The sequence below is a fragment of the Nocardia sp. BMG111209 genome (assembly GCF_000381925.1).
In the GTDB taxonomy this organism is placed as follows: domain Bacteria; phylum Actinomycetota; class Actinomycetes; order Mycobacteriales; family Mycobacteriaceae; genus Nocardia.
The window spans coordinates 4,564,022-4,578,739 of record NZ_KB907307.1; the positions used below are offsets into that span (position 1 = coordinate 4,564,022).

Consider the following 14,718-nt stretch of genomic DNA (forward strand, 5'->3'; position numbering starts at 1 on the left):
AATGCGCCGGAGGGTGGGCGCACCGGCACGGAAGCGAGGCGCATGACCGAGGCAACGGCCACCGAGGTGACCGACCGGCTGGTGACGGCCGCCCAGACATTGCTGGCGCGCAAGGGAATTCGCGCCACCACCGTCAGCGAGGTGGCCGAGGAGGCCGGGGTGTCGCGCGCCTGGCTGTACCGGCACTTCCCGGACAAGCCGACGCTGCTCGGCGCGGCCATCGTGCGGCTGGCCGACCGGATGTCCGCCGACGCGCGGGCCGAACTGGACGCCATCGACACCTTCGCCGGGCAACTGGCGGCCGGTGTACGCATCGGCCGGCGCGCCTTCGACGATCCGGGCACGCTGGTGATGCGGTTGCGCCGCACCGAACCCGAGGAGTTCGCGGCCTGCGCCGGCGCGGGCGTGTCGGGGATGGTCCCCGAACTCGCGGACTTCTGGCGGCCCTACGTGGCGGCCGCGGCCGCCCGCGGGGAGATCCATCCCGGGCACGATCCGGCCGAGGTCGCGGAATGGGTGGCGCGCGTGCTGATCAGCCTCGGCACCGTCCCCGGCGATACCGTCGACCCCGACGACCAGGAGGACCTGCTGCGCCAGATCCGGCGCTACGTGTTGCCCGGCCTGCAGGCGGACCCGCACCGCTGAATCCGGCCGGCCGCGGTCCCCCGAATCCGTTGTCCGCCGGATACACCCGTGCTATGTTCCAGACAGCTGTCCACTCTCATGTCCCGAAGTGCCGGTGGCGCGCGGAGCGCCGCCGATATCGGCGACCGACAGCCAGGGCTCCCTTCGAAGGACATCGCATGCAGAAGAGCAATCTGTCGGATCCCGCCGAGGTCATGGCGTGTTATCGCGAGTTCGAGCGCGAATTGACCGCGGCGGGCGGCCCGTTCGAGACCGTGGTGGTCGACCCGAATGACGGCGGCCCTGTGCGCAGCTACCGGTACGCCGCGCCGAACTTCTACGCGGCCGTCGCGGAGCTCGAAACCCGTTTCCGGGACCACGTTCTGGTGACCGACGAGTCCGGCAGCGCCACGTATCACGAGATTCTCGACCGCGCCCGGCGGCTGGCGACGGCCCTGTACGACCGCTACCGGATCGGCCCCGGCGACCGGGTCGGCATCATGATGGCGAACCGGTCGGAGTATCTGGTCGTCCTGTTCGCGGCGGCCCGGCTCGGCGCGGTGGCGGTGCTCTACAACAGCCGGGGCAGCGCGGCCGAGATCGCCGCGGCGACCGCCGATGTGCCCAGCGCCGTCGTCGTCGCCGACCCCAGGCGCCTCGAGATCCTGCGCGAGGTCGCCCCCGGCGCCACCCTGATCACCACGAATTCGACCGGGCCGGAGGATGTTCCGGCCCTCGGCGACCTGATCGACCGGGCCGGCGATACCGCGGCGCGGCATCCGGCGACGGCCGACGCCACCTGCCTGATCCTGTTCACCTCCGGTACCTCGGGACGGGCCAAAGGTGTTGCCCTGACCCATCGCAACATCGGCAACGTCGTGCTGAACATGAAGTTCGTGTCCGAGTGCAACATTCGGTTCGCGTCCCGGCAGTACGGGATCGGGGTCGACGACCTGCGGTCGTTCACGCCCGCCATGTCCCCGCTGCTGGTGTTCCCGCTGTTCCACGTCTCCGGACTGGCCGGACTGCTCATCGCGATGAACACCGGCGGGCAGATCGTCACCATGAGCCGGTGGGTTCCGGCGCACGCCGCGGGCCTCGTCGAGAGATATCGGCTCACGCTGGTGGCCGGCCCGCCGCTGGCCGTCGACGAGTTGCTCGCCGAACCCGATGCCGCGCAACGGTTGTCGTCGCTGGTGAATCTCGCGCCGGGTGGTCAGGCCAACCCGCCGAACGTGTCCCGGCGCATCGCGGACACGCTGCCCGCCGCCCAGCGCAGCGTCGGCTGGGGCATGACCGAGACCGGCGGCAGCGTGTGCACCGCGAACGGCATTCTGCTGGCGGCATTTCCGGACACTCTGGGCCCGATGAGCCCGACGATGGATGTGCGGGTGGTGGACGCGACCGGAAATCCGTTGCCGGCCGGCGCCGTCGGCGAACTGGAACTGCGCGGCGGACTGGTCGCGCGCGGATACCTCGGCCCGGCCGCGGACGCCGGCGCCTTCCACGACGATTGGCTGCGCACCGGCGACATCGGCCGTCTGGACCGGTACGGCCTGGTCTACATCGTGGATCGCAGCAAGGACATCATCATCGCCGCGGGCGAGAACATCTCCTGCCTCGAGGTCGAATCCGTCCTCGCCGCGACCGACGAATTCGTGGAGGTGGCCGTCTTCGGCGTACCGGATCGGCGGCTCGGCGAGCGCGTCGTGGCCGCGGTCACGCTGCGCGCCGGCGTCTCGCTCACCGCCGAGGACATCCGGGAACTGGCCGGCCGCAGCCTGCCCGGCTACAAGGTCCCGGCCGAGATCGTCTTCGATATGAGCCCCCTGCCGCGCAATGCCACCGGCAAACTGCTCAAACGCGAACTGCGGGCCCGCTACCTCGCCGCCGATCCGGCATCCTGACCGCGTGGACCGGCCATCAGTCCGTGTAGCCGGCCTGGGCCAGAATCGCGGTGCCCATCCAGCGGCGCAGATAGCGCTCGAGTTCGGCGTCGGTGCGCGGCGGATCGCCGGGGGCGAGGAAGAACGACTGCATGATGCGCAGCAGGAATTCGACGAGTTCGGCCAGCGCCGCGTCGTCGTAACCGTGGCTCTCCCAGTCGACGTCGAACCGCCGGATCATGGTCATGCCGAAGGCGCGGGCCTCGCCGGAGGTGAGACCCTCCGGCCGGCGGTTGGAATAGCTGCCGGACAACAGAATTCCGAGATGCGGGATGCGGGACACCTCGTCGAGGGCGTACACGACGCCCTGGGTCATCGCCTCGGCCGGATCGGTGATCCCGGCGACGCGCGCCGCCAGCCGGTCGAGGAATTCGTCCACCGAGGTGAGCGCGGCCGCCCGCATCAGAGCGTCCGAACTGGGAAAGTACCGGTACACCGTCTGCCGGATGACACCGAGCGATTCGGCCACCTCGGCGATGTTGACCTCCGCGCCGGTCCGCGTGATCAGTTCGACGGCAGCGGCGACGATGCGACGGGAGGCCTCCTCGTCGCTGTCCGGCGGGCTTCCGCCCCAACCCCGTCGTCGTGCCACTGCCCGCTTCCTCGCCCTCGACGTCCCGCAGGAATCTTACGGCCGGATCGCCGCCGGTCGGCGCACGGTCGAGCGACTCCCGCAAAGCGATCATACGAACATACGTCCATCTGTATGATCGTCTCGAACGGTGGCGGCGTGGGCCGGAGCCGAGGGAGGTACAGCAGGTGACCGAATTGCAGATCCGGAAGATGCGCTTCGCCTTCGCGGATTACGACGTGCCGTTCCTGTGGAACGAGGAGAATCCCGCCTTCTCCTCCATGGCCAATGCGGTGTCGTTCCTGGCCATCGGCTTCGAGAAGATGATCGTGCAGATGATCCGCGAGGCGAAGCCGCTGTTCACCGATCCGGTGATCGCCGCGGAGGCCGAGGCGTTCGTGCGGCAGGAGGGTCAGCATTCGACCGCGCACCGCCAGCACGTCGCGGGCCTCATCCGCTCGTATCCGGGCCTGCGCGAAACGCTGGACCGGGTGATCGGCGAATTCGACGACCTCACCGCGAATACGCCCCTGAAATACCGGCTCGCCTACACCGCGGATCTGGAGGCGACCTTCACCCCGGTGTTCAAATTGATGCTCGATCACGACGCGACCCTGTTCGCGCTGGGCGACGACCGGGTGGCGTCGCTTTTCCTGTGGCATTTCGTCGAGGAGGTCGAACATCGCAGTTCGGCGTTGATCATCTTCGACGCGGTCGTCGGCAGCGATCTCTACCGGATGCGGATGGCGCCGTCGATCTTCCGGCATGTCATGCGGACGATCCGGATCGCCTGCCGCGGTTTCAACGAGCATGTGCCGCTCGCGGACCGGCAGGTCGACGCGATGTCGATGTTCGCCACCCACCGGTTCCGGCGACGGCTCGGGCGCGTCGTGCCGGCGCTGCGGATCTCCGATCGGGGCACGATGCCGCGGGCCTTCGATTCGCTGCCGGTGCGGGAACAGCTCGTCGCGCTGTCCGGGGTCGTCCGCAGCCAGCTGCCCGGCCACGATCCCCGGCACGAGAACCTGCCCGCGCTCGCCGATCGGTGGTTCCGCCGGTTCGACGAGGGTTACGACGTCACGCGGTGGTACACCGCCGATCAGCCGGTCCGGCACTAGCGCGGCGCAGAGAAGGTAGACGATGTCCGAACACTGTTCTCCCACATTCGATCAGCTCGCCACCGAACTCGGCTTCTCCTGCCGGACCGCGGGCGGCCTCGTCGAATTCCGCAATCCCTTCGCCCTGCAGAACTGGACGCTGCCGGTACTCGAGGTGTGCGTCATCCTCGGCGCGATACTGACGTTGATCTACGCGATCCAGCGCCTGCGCCGCCACGGCGATCCCACCAATCTCGTGCTGTGGTTGGGCGCGACCGCCTATCTGTTCATCATCGAACCGCCGCTGTATTTCCCGGCCGCGTTCGGGATCGGCGGCCACGTCGACACGATGTTCGCGCACAACGTGTTCACCGTCGATTTCCTGTGGGGGCGGCTGCCGCTGTACATCGTGGCGATCTATCCGTTCATGGCCACGCTGGCCTTCGAAACCGTACGCATGCTCGGCGTTTTCCGCCGCTACGGGGTACCGGTGGGCGCCGTGTGCGTGGGCTTCGTCCATCACGCCTATTACGAGGTCTTCGATCAGCTCGGACCGCAGTTGCGCTGGTGGGAATGGTCGACCGGTAATTCGCTGAATCGGCCCATGTTCGATTCGGTGCCGCTGTCGAGTGTGGTGGTGTTCGCGGCGCTGTGGCCGATGTCGCTGGCGCTGTGCGTGCAGTACTTCGTCGGCCGCCACGTCGATGCCGGAAGACGGCTGCCCGCAGGACAATTGGTGTGGCGCACGATCGTGATCGGGGTGCTGGGCGCGCTGGGCACCTTCGTACTGCCGTTGCCCGCCACGGTTTTCGGCGCGAACGACATCACCGTCCGGGGTGTGCTCTACGCCGCCGAACTGATCGTGCTCAGCGCCGTCGCGATCGTCGTCCTGATCCGGCAGTGGTTCGCGCTCCGCCGCGGCGACGGTGCACCGATCTACGCGAATCCCGTCGTGCGGGCGTACGGGGTGGTGTATCTGGGAATCATGCTGCTGCTGTGGGCGACTGCGTTGCCGGACTTCCTGCACACCACCCACGGCTGGGCGCGCAACGGCGGCCCGACCGGTAGCGCCTGGTACACCGTGGTCTGCTTCGCCGTCGCGATCCTGTGCGGCGCAGCGGTATTCGACCTCCGGCGCCGACGGACCGCGGTACCGGAGCCGGCCGGGGCGGCGGCGGTCACCGGTTGACCGTCCGGCCGGTTCCGGGCCGGTCACAGTCGATACGAGCGAGGAAATCCATTGTGAGGGTGCATCTTCAGATAGACGGAGCGCCGGACGCGGTCGCCCGGCACGCACGGGAGATCGCGGAGCTGGGCGTGGACGGGCTGTTCACCTTCGAGGGACCGCACGACGCGTTCTTCCCGCTGGTCGTGGCCGCGGGCACGGTGGACGTGGACCTGATGACCAATGTCGCCATCGCCGGTCCGCGCAGTCCGCTGCATCTGGCCCACGCCGCCTGGGATCTGCAGAGTTACAGCGGGGGCCGGTTCCGGCTCGGTCTGGGCTCGCAGATCAAGGTGCACATCGAGCGGCGCTACGGCGCCCGCTGGGACCGGCCCGCCGCGCGGATGGCCGAGACGGTGCGAGCCGTCAAGGCCATCCTGGCGGCATGGGAAGGTAAGGCACCGTTGAACTTTCGCGGCGAATTCTTCACCCACACCCTGATGCCGCCGAATTTCGATCCCGGGCCGAACCCGTACGGTCCGCCGCCGGTGCTGCTCGGCGCGCTCGGACCGGTGATGACCCGCACCGCCGCGGAGGTGGCCGACGGCCTGCTGGTCATGCCGTTCCATTCGAAACGCCATGTCGCCGAACGCACGATCCCGGCGGTCGAGGCGGGACTGCGGCGCGCGGGCCGGGATGCGGCGGAATTCGCGATCATCGCGCAGGCGATGGTCGCCGTGGGCCGCGACGAACCGCAGCTGACCCGGGCGGTGGATGCCGTGGGCCGGTTGATCGCGTTCTACGGCTCGACACCCGCCTACGCACCGGTCCTCGAGGTGGAGGGCTGGGCCGCGCTGATGCCCGAGCTGAACGCGCTGTCGAAGGCCGGCCGCTACCCCGAGATGCGTGCGTTGATCACGCCGGAGATGGTCGCGACGATCGCCGTCGTCGGCACACCCGAACAGTGCGCCGAACAGATCCGCGACCGGTTCGGCCGGTACGCCGACGAGGTGTGCTGCTATTTCCCGGGTTACGCCGCCGAACCCGCCGATATCGCCGATCTGGTCGCGGCGCTGCGCCGTGTGCCGGCGCCGGCCGGGCCCTGATCCGGCGGTCGTGCGCCCGCGAGATCACCGCCGGGTGCGCGCATGCCGGTGCCCGGACGGCGAACGGCGGCTGAATTCGAGGTCGCGAGCCCCGGGCGCGACATTCCGGATGGACCGGACCCATTAGCCTTGCCCCATGACAGCGACCAAGGTTTTCGCTGCCCGGTTGATGGGCCTGGCGGTATTGGGCCCCGACGGCGAATCCATCGGCCGGCTGCGCGACATCGTGGTCTCGATCCGCTACGACGATCGGCAGCCGCGGGTTCTCGGCGCCATCGTCGAACTGCCCACCCGGCGGCGGATCTTCGTGCCGATGCTGCGGGTGCAGACCGTCGACCCCGGTGCGGTGACGTTGAACACCGGAACCATCAGCGTGCGGCGTTTCGAACAGCGGGTCGGCGAGATCCTGGCGATCGCGCAGATCCTGGACTCCACCGTGCAGGTGATCGATCCGGAGCTGCCGCAGCTGACCGGTATCGATGTGGTGGTGGTCGACCTCGGCATCGAACAGATCCGCAGCCGCGACTGGGTGGTGTCGCGGGTCGCGGTGCGCGAACATCGCCGGCTCGGGGTCGGCTTCCGGCGGCGCGGCGAGGTCCACGTCGTGGACTGGGGACAGGTACGCGGCCTCACCATGACCGAACTGGGTCTGCCCGGACAGGGCGTCACCCAGCTGCTCGAGCAGTTCGAGGGCCTGCGCGCCGCGGATGTGGCGCACCGCCTGCGCGAACTGCCGGACAAGCGCCGGCTCGAGGTCGCCGCGGCCCTCGACGACGAACGCCTCGCCGACGTGGTGCAGGAGCTGCCGGAAAGCGATCAGGTCCAGCTGCTCGAGGAGCTCGGCACCGAGCGGGCCGCCGACGTCCTCGAGGCGATGGATCCCGACGACGCCGCCGACCTGCTCGGTGAACTGTCCCAGACCGAGGCCGAATCCCTGCTGGCACTGATGGATCCGGAGGATTCCGGCCCGGTGCGCCGCCTGCTGGAACACGCGCCCTATACCGCGGGCGGCCTGATGACCACCGAGGCGGTGGTACTCACCCCGTCCATGACCGTCGCCCAGGCGCTGGCCCGCATCCGCGATCCCGAACTGACCCCCGCGCTGGCCAGTATGGTTTTCGTGGTGCGGCCACCGACCGCCACTCCCACCGGCCGCTACCTCGGCTGCGTGCACTTCCAGCAGTTGCTGCGCGAACCGCCGGCGAGTCTGGTCGGCGGCCTGCTCGACAACGGCCTGGCACAGCTGCGGCCGGAGGCCCCGCTTGCCGCGGTGACCCGCTACTTCGCCACCTACAACCTGGTGTGCGGGCCGGTGGTGGACGCGGAGAATCATCTGCTCGGCGCCGTCACCGTCGACGACGTGCTCGATCATCTGCTGCCGGAGGACTGGCGCGAACAGGACGAAGACGAGGCGGACCTGCACGCCACACCCGTGCCGGCCGAGACGGGAGACCGGCCATGACCAGTCCGGACGGAGCCCGTGGGCACCGCTCGCGCCGAGGGGTGCCGGCGTGAGCGACCGCTCGACCAAGATCACCGCCCGGCAGCGCCTGGAGACGCCGGTCGAATCCCGCTTCCGCGGATTCGACTGGGACGCCGAGGCAATGGCGCGCGGCAGCGAGAAGATCGCCCGCTTCCTCGGCACCGGCCGCTATCTGGTGATCCAGACCGTGATCGTGATCGTCTGGATCGTGCTGAACGTGTTCATCATTGCCCTGCAATGGGATCCGTACCCGTTCATCCTGCTGAACCTGGCCTTCTCCACCCAGGCCGCCTACGCCGCCCCGCTGATTCTGCTGGCCCAGAACCGCCAGGACAACCGCGACCGCGTCTCGCTCGAGGAGGACCGCGCCCGCGCCGCGCAGACCAAGGCGGACACCGAATTCCTGGCCCGCGAACTCGCCGCCCTCCGTTTCGCCGTCGGCGAGGTCACCACCCGCGACTACTTCCGTCGCGAACTCGACACCATCCGTGAATCCTTGGAGCGACTGGAGGCCCTGGCCGCGGGCGACGACGTGAAGGGGAAGAAGGCGAAGAAGCGTGCGGCCCCCAAGCGAGCCACCGATGTGACTGTGTCACAAGAGGAGTGAGCCGGGCCGATACCGGCGACGCGGCCGCGCCGGTCGGCTGATACCCGGCGGGCCCGGTCATCTGCCCGAAACCTCTTGCCCCACCGTGATTTCCGCGGCGAGGGTGTGCAGGTCGCCGAATGCCCGGTCCAGGTGGACGTCCAGGCTTTCCGAGGGGTCATCGATCCACGCCTGAGCCGCGTGATGGAAAGCGGCCCAACCGGTTCCGGCGGCCAGTTCGGCGAGCCGGGTGGTGACCCCCCGCTGCCGCAACGCCTCCGCGACGGCCGCGGTGAGTGACGCGTTCTTCGTCAGCTCACGTTCCCGCAGCGCGGGTGTCGCGGCGATGACCGCCAGGCGCGGTTCGGAGAACGGGCGGTTCCGCTCGAGGATCCGCCCGGCCCGCCGGAAAGCCGACAGCAGGATCTCGAACGGCGGCAACCCGTCCGGCGCCTCGGCCACCGCCGCCGTCAGGGTCGCGCGCAGATCGGCTTCACCGTCGAAGAGCACCTCGCGCTTGTCCGCGAAATGCCGGAAGTAGGTGCGTTCGTTGAGCCCCGCCCGAGCGGCGATCTCGGCGGTGGTGGTCCGGTCGAATCCCCGCTCCCCGTACAGCTCGAGCGCCGCCTGTTGCAGGCGGCGTCGCGCATCCGCTCCGCTCCGTGGCATCAGCCCACGGTACCGGACTCGTTCGATGGTTGCGCCAGCCACTGACATTACGTGTAGTGTCAGTGACTGGCGCTACTTAGCGCCAGTCACTGACACAAGAGAGAGTTCCATGCATGTCTTCGTCACCGGCGGTTCCGGTCTGACCGGCCCCGCGATCGTCACCGAACTGATCGCGGCCGGCCACACCGTCACCGGCCTGGCCCGCTCGGACGCCGCCGCCGCGCGCCTGAGCTCACTGAACGCCACCCCGCTCCGCGGTTCCCTGGCGGATCTCGACGCCCTGCGCCGCGGCGCGGAGGCCGCCGACGGCGTCGTGCACATGGCCTTCGGCGGCGATTTCGCCGACCCGGACGACATGATGCGCCGCGACCGGACCGCGATCGAGGCACTCGGGAGCGCCCTGCGCGATTCCGGCAAACCCTTCGTGAGCACCTCCGGCACGCTGGTCATGCCACTCGGCCGGGAAACCACCGAACACGACACCCCCGATCCGAACGGCTTGGCGCCCTTCCGGATTCCGGGCGAGACCGCATGCCTCGGTTTCGCCGACGAGGGTGTGCGCGCCAGCGTGATCCGCCTCGCCCCGACCGTTCACGGCCCCGGCGATCACGGTTTCATCGGCATGCTCATCGCCACCGCCCGCCGGACCGGGATCTCCGCCTACGTCGGTGATGGTACGAATCGCTGGCCTGCGGTTCACCGCCTGGACGCGGCGGTTCTGTTCCGCTCGGCTCTGGAACAGGCACCGGCCGGAAGTGTTCTGCACGGCGTCGCCGAAACCGGCGTCCCTTTCGAGCGTATTGCGACCACGATCGCCCGAGGTCTCGACCTCCCCGCAGTTTCACTGACCCCGGAGCAGGCCGCAACGCATTTCGTGAGCCCGTTCATGGCAATGGTCTACGGCGCCGACGCCCCGGTATCCGGTTCTTTCACGCGAGATCTGCTCGGCTGGAAGCCGATCCAACCGACCCTGCTCGACGACCTCGAGCACGGCGACTATCTCACTGTTGCCCAACCGTACGGAGCGCACTGAACGCATGCGGCGTATCGGCAACGAAATCGGTTCTACGCCAGTATGAATGCTTTACACGGCCATGGTCTCGAGTGCTTGCGGCAGGAGGCGGCTCCGTCGCACCGAGGAGATGGCCGGTGCTGAACCACCGTGGCGCTGTGGCCGAGCGAGCTCGCGGGCCGATCGGTTTGGGCGGCCGGAACAAGGTCGTGCTGCCGTCGCAGCACACAGTCGGCGGCGGCCGCGGCCAGGATCACCGTCAACTGGATCGAGTAGTCGGATGGGCATCGGAGTGTGGCACCTCCCGGTGTTGCCGATGTGGCGACAGAGCTGGATTGCGGCGGAAACAGATCGGCCACATCGCATTTCATAGACGCGGTATCCAGGCCCCGGAAATGTGACCACGCGGCAGAGTCGAGGAGGACCGTCGATGATGACATGCCGATATCCGCCTCCGTCTGGTGACGGGGCGGTCGGCGGGGGCAGGTTGTCAGCCCGGTTGTCGGTACTCGGGTTCTTTTGTGTGCGTCAGATATTCGCCGGGATGATGATATTTGTTGACGCGCGGCCGCCGGGCCGGATCAATATGGACCGGCGGGATCCATTGTGTACGTCCAGCATTGGCGTGGTCGCCCGGAACGGTGGTGGTATGCCATCCGGTGAGATGCGTTCCGGCTTGCTGGTGGTGGGGCTCGCAGACGAAAGTAAGCTGGTCGGCGTCGGTGGCGCCGCCGGCGGACCATTCGGTGCGATGGTGTACCTGGCAAAGGTATCCGGGTTTGGTGCAGCCGGGGAAGGTGCACCCGATGTCGCGGGCGTGCAGCACGATCCGTTGATCGGCGGTGGCGATGCGTTTGCTGCGGCCGAGGTAGAGGGGACGCCCGTCACTGTCGTCGAACAGGGCAAGATAGTGGTGGGCGTGGGACGCCAGGCGCAGGGCGTCGCCGACCGAGATGACCGCGCCGCCGCCGGTGGCCACGGCGGGACCGGCGATCCGGGGCAGTGGACCATCTGGGATCGCCTGTGCGACAGCGTCTTCCAGCTCTCGTAGGGTCATCGAGACGATCACGGTGACCGGCAGACCACGATGCTGACCGAGGCGCCCGGAGGCGATACTGTCACGCAGGACGGCTTTGATCGCATCATGTTGTCGCTGCGCGGCGTTCCGGGTGTCGCGTTGTGCGGCAGCCTCATCCGGGTCACCCTCGACGATGGGGGTGGTGTCGTCGGGGTTCAGGAGTCCAGGCTTCGCATATTTGGCGAAAATGGCCTCGAGGTAGGCGCGTACCTCGGGGTCCACGGTGGCGGTGCATGTCGACATAAGGTCCGGGCCTTGGCGGCCCATGGTGAAGGCGCGGCGGCGGGCACGATCCGTGTCGGTGAACGTACCGTCTGGGTTGATCAGGGCTTCGAGTTTGTCGGCGACCTTGCGCAGCTGGTCCGGACGGAGCTCGCGGGCGTTCTCGGCGAGCATCACCTCGGCGTCGGCGCGGGTCGCAACATCGACGGTGACGGGGAGATGATGGAGGACGTCGCGAATAATTTTCACGTGGGTCGGCGCGATGGCTCCCTCACGGTAGGCGGTGGCCGTCGCAGGCAAAGGTGGAGCGAGGGTGTCGCCGGTGAGGCCGGTGTGGTGGGCGAGGTCGTCGGCGGTGCGCCAGCGGGCGCGGGCCTCGGCGGGGGTGATACGCAGACTGTCGGCGAGGGTGTCGACGAGGTTGTCGGCCGCGAATTCGGTGCTGGACCATTGTTCGTGCATCTGCGCGATCCATTGCAGCCCGGCGGCGGGCAACATCCGGACAATGGTTTCGACGCGGCGGATCAGGGTGAGCCGGTCACGATTGGACAGGGCCTGGGTCGGCATGGCGGAGACCTGGGCCGCGGCGATCTCCAACGCGCACAGGGCGGCTTCGGTGGAGGGATCACTGACGCACTCGGGTCTCGAACGCATGTTCCCATAATACCGCCCCGCAAACTCGACACGCTAGCGAAAAGTCCCCTCTACCAGCACAATCGGGCGTGTCACGCACCCTTTGCACAGGCACGGCATCCATCGGAGGCTTGACCCTAATATGATTAGGTTTTAACCTATGAATCGTAAGAAGGAGGGTCATGTCTCCCCGATCCGGGTTGACCACCGAGCGGGTGGTGCGGGCTGCGGCCGAGGTGGCGGATGAGATCGGTTTCGACAAGTTGACGTTGTCGGCGGTCGCTCGGCATTTCGGTGTGAAGGATCCGAGTCTGTATGTGCACGTGCGCAATCTGCACGATCTGCGGGTTCGGGTGGCGCTGCTGGCCAGTGCGGAGTTGAACGATCGGATCGGGGTGGCGGTGGCGGGGCGGTCCGGGAAGGAGGCGCTGGTGGCGTTCGCGGGGGCCTATCGGGCTTATGTGCTGGAATATCCGCAGCGGTATGCGGCGACGCAGATCCGGATGGATCCGGCCGAGGTGGCGGGGGATCCGGCGCTGGTGCGCAGTGTCGAGTTGACCTCGTCGGTGTTGCGGGGGTACGGGCTCGGTACCGACGCGGGGTTGGATGCGGCTCGGTTGTTGCGCAGTACTTTTCACGGATTCGCGACGCTGGAGGCGGCGGGTGGGTTCGCGCATTCGCGGTCCACGGACGATTCGTGGCCACGCATTCTCGACGCGTTGGATCTGACGTTGTCGAATTGGCCTGTCTACGGAGAGAAGGACGACCGATGAGATCGGGATTTCTGCGCGTGCCCGGGGCCGCGCTGTACTACGAGGTGGGCGGGGAAGGGCCTGTGCTACTGGTGATTCCGGGAGGCGGCGGGGATGCCGGGGCGGCCGACGGGATCGCGGCGGTGTTGCGGCGGCGGTTCACGGTTGTCACCTTCGATGCGCGGGGGTATTCGCGCAGCGCGCTCGACAGCGGGGTGCCGGAGGATCAGTTCGTCGCGGTGCAGAGTGACGATGCCGTTCGGCTGCTGGCGCATTTCGGCGCCGAGCCCGCGTATGTCGTGGGGGTGAGCAACGGGGCGATCGTGGGGCTGGATCTGCTCGCGCGGCATCCGGAGCGGGTGCGTGGGCTCGTTGCGCACGAACCGCCTTGTTTCGCAGTGCTTCCCGATGCCGAGGAGCAGCGCGCGATGGTCGACGAGGTGGTGCGGTTGCTCCATGCCGAGGGGCCTGCGGCGGCGGGGGCGCGGTTCTTCGCCGGGATCGGCGGGGCCATGAAGATGTTGCCGGAAACGGGTGATCTGCCGGTGCGGGAGGTGGAGCGGCGGGAGCGCGGTGCGGGGAACGCGCCGATCATGCTGGCGCACGAATTGCGCGAATTCATCTCGTATGTACCGGATTACGCGGCGCTGGCGCCGGTGGCCGATCGGCTGACGCTGGCCGCCGGGCGGGAGACGCGGGGGTGTCTGCCGTATCGTCCGGCGGTCGAGATCGCGCGCCGGCTCGGGCTCACGGTCGCCGAGTTCCCGGGGGCGCACAACGGAATGACCACCGATGCGGTCGAATTCGCCGAGGCGATCGCCGAGGCGCTGTCCACGGCGGTCGAGGCGTGAGGGCGGTACGCGGGTGAAGTTCTACATCAGCACCGGATTCCTGGACACCCGGGAAACCGTCGAGATCGCCAGGGCGGCGGACGATCTGGGGTACGACGGGCTCGGGGTGCCCGATCATGTGGTCAACTTCGAGCAGTTGACGACGCCGTATCCGTATACGCGGTCGGGGCGGCCGCGCTGGGAACCGTTCTCCGACTGGCCGGATCCGTGGGTGCTCATCGGCGCGCTCGCGCAGGTGACCACGCGGCTGCGGTTCGTGACCACGGTTTATGTTGCGGCACTGCGGGATCCGTATTCGGCGGCGAAGGCGATCGGGACCGCGGCACTGCTGTCCGGCGGCCGGGTGGAGCTCGGAATCGGGGTCGGGTGGTGCAAGGACGAATTCGATCTGCTGGGAGCCGCTTTCGCGCAGCGGGGAAAGCGGTCGGAGGAGATGATCGAACTGATGCGGCGGTTGTGGGAGCCGGGGTGGACGGAGTTCGAGGGCGAGTTCTACCGCACGCCGAAACTGGAGATGACGCCCTCGCCGCCGCCCGTGCCGATCCTCGTCGGCGGGCTCAGCGATGCGGCGTTGCGGCGGGCCGCGCGGTACGACGGGTGGGTCGGGGATCTGCTCGGGATCGGCGAGGCGATCGCGGCGGCGGCCCGGCTGCGTGAATTACGTTCGGCCGCCGGGAAATCCATGGACGGGTTCACCGTGCTGGTGCCGTTGTCGGATGCGATCACCCCGGCGGATTATGCGCGCGCGGAACAGGGCGGGGTCACGCACGTCCTGACCATGCCGTGGATGTTCTACTCCGGGCCGGAGGCGAGTCTCGCCGACAAGCTCCGCGATATGGCGCGGTTCCGGCGGGACCTGGGACTCGACTGAAACGAGTTTCATCAACGCCGTTGACAGAACGGCCCGCGGACGCTCAGGATGA

General features: G+C 68.4%; 14 protein-coding genes. 11 read left to right on the forward strand and 3 right to left on the reverse strand.

The genetic code is table 11. The features are described from left to right. Positions 1-42 precede the first annotated feature (42 nt). Complete coding sequence (locus G361_RS0121160) at positions 43-645, forward strand: TetR/AcrR family transcriptional regulator (protein ID WP_019929109.1); 603 nt, start codon at positions 43-45, stop codon at positions 643-645. Positions 646-803: 158 nt separating this feature from the next. Further along, entirely contained in the window at positions 804-2,531 is a 1,728-nt protein-coding gene (locus G361_RS0121165) for a class I adenylate-forming enzyme family protein (RefSeq protein ID WP_019929110.1), read from the forward strand. 16 nt (positions 2,532-2,547) lie between these two features. Here G361_RS0121165 and G361_RS0121170 read toward each other — a convergent pair whose 3' ends face one another. Continuing rightward, positions 2,548-3,162, reverse strand: coding sequence for a TetR/AcrR family transcriptional regulator (locus G361_RS0121170; protein ID WP_019929111.1), 615 nt, complete (start codon positions 3,160-3,162; stop codon positions 2,548-2,550). A gap of 167 nt (positions 3,163-3,329) precedes the next feature. Between G361_RS0121170 and G361_RS0121175 the strand changes: the two genes are divergently transcribed. The 5 genes from G361_RS0121175 to G361_RS0121195 all read left to right on the forward strand — a co-directional run bounded on the left by G361_RS0121175 (position 3,330) and on the right by G361_RS0121195 (position 8,599). Continuing rightward, entirely contained in the window at positions 3,330-4,259 is a 930-nt protein-coding gene (locus G361_RS0121175; RefSeq protein ID WP_019929112.1) for a metal-dependent hydrolase, read from the forward strand. Positions 4,260-4,281: 22 nt separating this feature from the next. Beyond that, positions 4,282-5,427, forward strand: coding sequence for a hypothetical protein (locus G361_RS0121180; RefSeq protein ID WP_019929113.1), 1,146 nt, complete (start codon positions 4,282-4,284; stop codon positions 5,425-5,427). A 53-nt stretch (positions 5,428-5,480) separates the two neighbouring features. Next, a complete protein-coding gene (locus G361_RS0121185) occupies positions 5,481-6,509 on the forward strand; it encodes a TIGR03617 family F420-dependent LLM class oxidoreductase (RefSeq protein ID WP_026343311.1) in 1,029 nt (342 codons plus the stop codon). 136 nt (positions 6,510-6,645) lie between these two features. After that, entirely contained in the window at positions 6,646-7,971 is a 1,326-nt protein-coding gene (locus G361_RS0121190; protein ID WP_019929115.1) for a magnesium transporter MgtE N-terminal domain-containing protein, read from the forward strand. Between the two features lie 49 nt (positions 7,972-8,020). After that, entirely contained in the window at positions 8,021-8,599 is a 579-nt protein-coding gene (locus tag G361_RS0121195; protein ID WP_019929116.1) for a DUF1003 domain-containing protein, read from the forward strand. Positions 8,600-8,656: 57 nt separating this feature from the next. On the opposite strand, the gene G361_RS0121200 is transcribed toward G361_RS0121195, so the two are convergent. Further along, entirely contained in the window at positions 8,657-9,247 is a 591-nt protein-coding gene (locus tag G361_RS0121200; RefSeq protein ID WP_019929117.1) for a TetR/AcrR family transcriptional regulator, read from the reverse strand. A gap of 109 nt (positions 9,248-9,356) precedes the next feature. Here G361_RS0121200 and G361_RS0121205 point away from each other — a divergent pair, with 109 nt between their 5' ends. Further along, on the forward strand, positions 9,357-10,280 hold the full coding sequence (locus G361_RS0121205) for an SDR family oxidoreductase (protein WP_019929118.1): 924 nt from the start codon (positions 9,357-9,359) through the stop codon (positions 10,278-10,280). A 469-nt stretch (positions 10,281-10,749) separates the two neighbouring features. Here the strand turns inward: G361_RS0121205 and G361_RS0121210 are convergent, their stop codons facing one another. Continuing rightward, complete coding sequence (locus G361_RS0121210; protein WP_026343312.1) at positions 10,750-12,213, reverse strand: HNH endonuclease signature motif containing protein; 1,464 nt, start codon at positions 12,211-12,213, stop codon at positions 10,750-10,752. A 161-nt stretch (positions 12,214-12,374) separates the two neighbouring features. On the opposite strand from G361_RS0121210, the gene G361_RS0121215 reads away from it, so the two are divergent. From G361_RS0121215 to G361_RS0121225, 3 genes are read left to right on the forward strand one after another with little or no spacing between them, the layout of a single operon-like run. Continuing rightward, entirely contained in the window at positions 12,375-12,965 is a 591-nt protein-coding gene (locus G361_RS0121215; RefSeq protein WP_036494191.1) for a TetR/AcrR family transcriptional regulator, read from the forward strand. Continuing rightward, on the forward strand, positions 12,962-13,795 hold the full coding sequence (locus G361_RS51625) for an alpha/beta fold hydrolase (RefSeq protein ID WP_026343313.1): 834 nt from the start codon (positions 12,962-12,964) through the stop codon (positions 13,793-13,795). Before G361_RS0121215 ends, G361_RS51625 begins: the two co-directional genes overlap by 4 nt. A 13-nt stretch (positions 13,796-13,808) precedes the next feature. Beyond that, positions 13,809-14,666 (forward strand): TIGR03619 family F420-dependent LLM class oxidoreductase, encoded by an 858-nt coding sequence (locus tag G361_RS0121225; RefSeq protein WP_019929122.1) that lies wholly within the window; start codon positions 13,809-13,811, stop codon positions 14,664-14,666. The last annotated feature ends 52 nt before the right edge of the window (positions 14,667-14,718 follow it).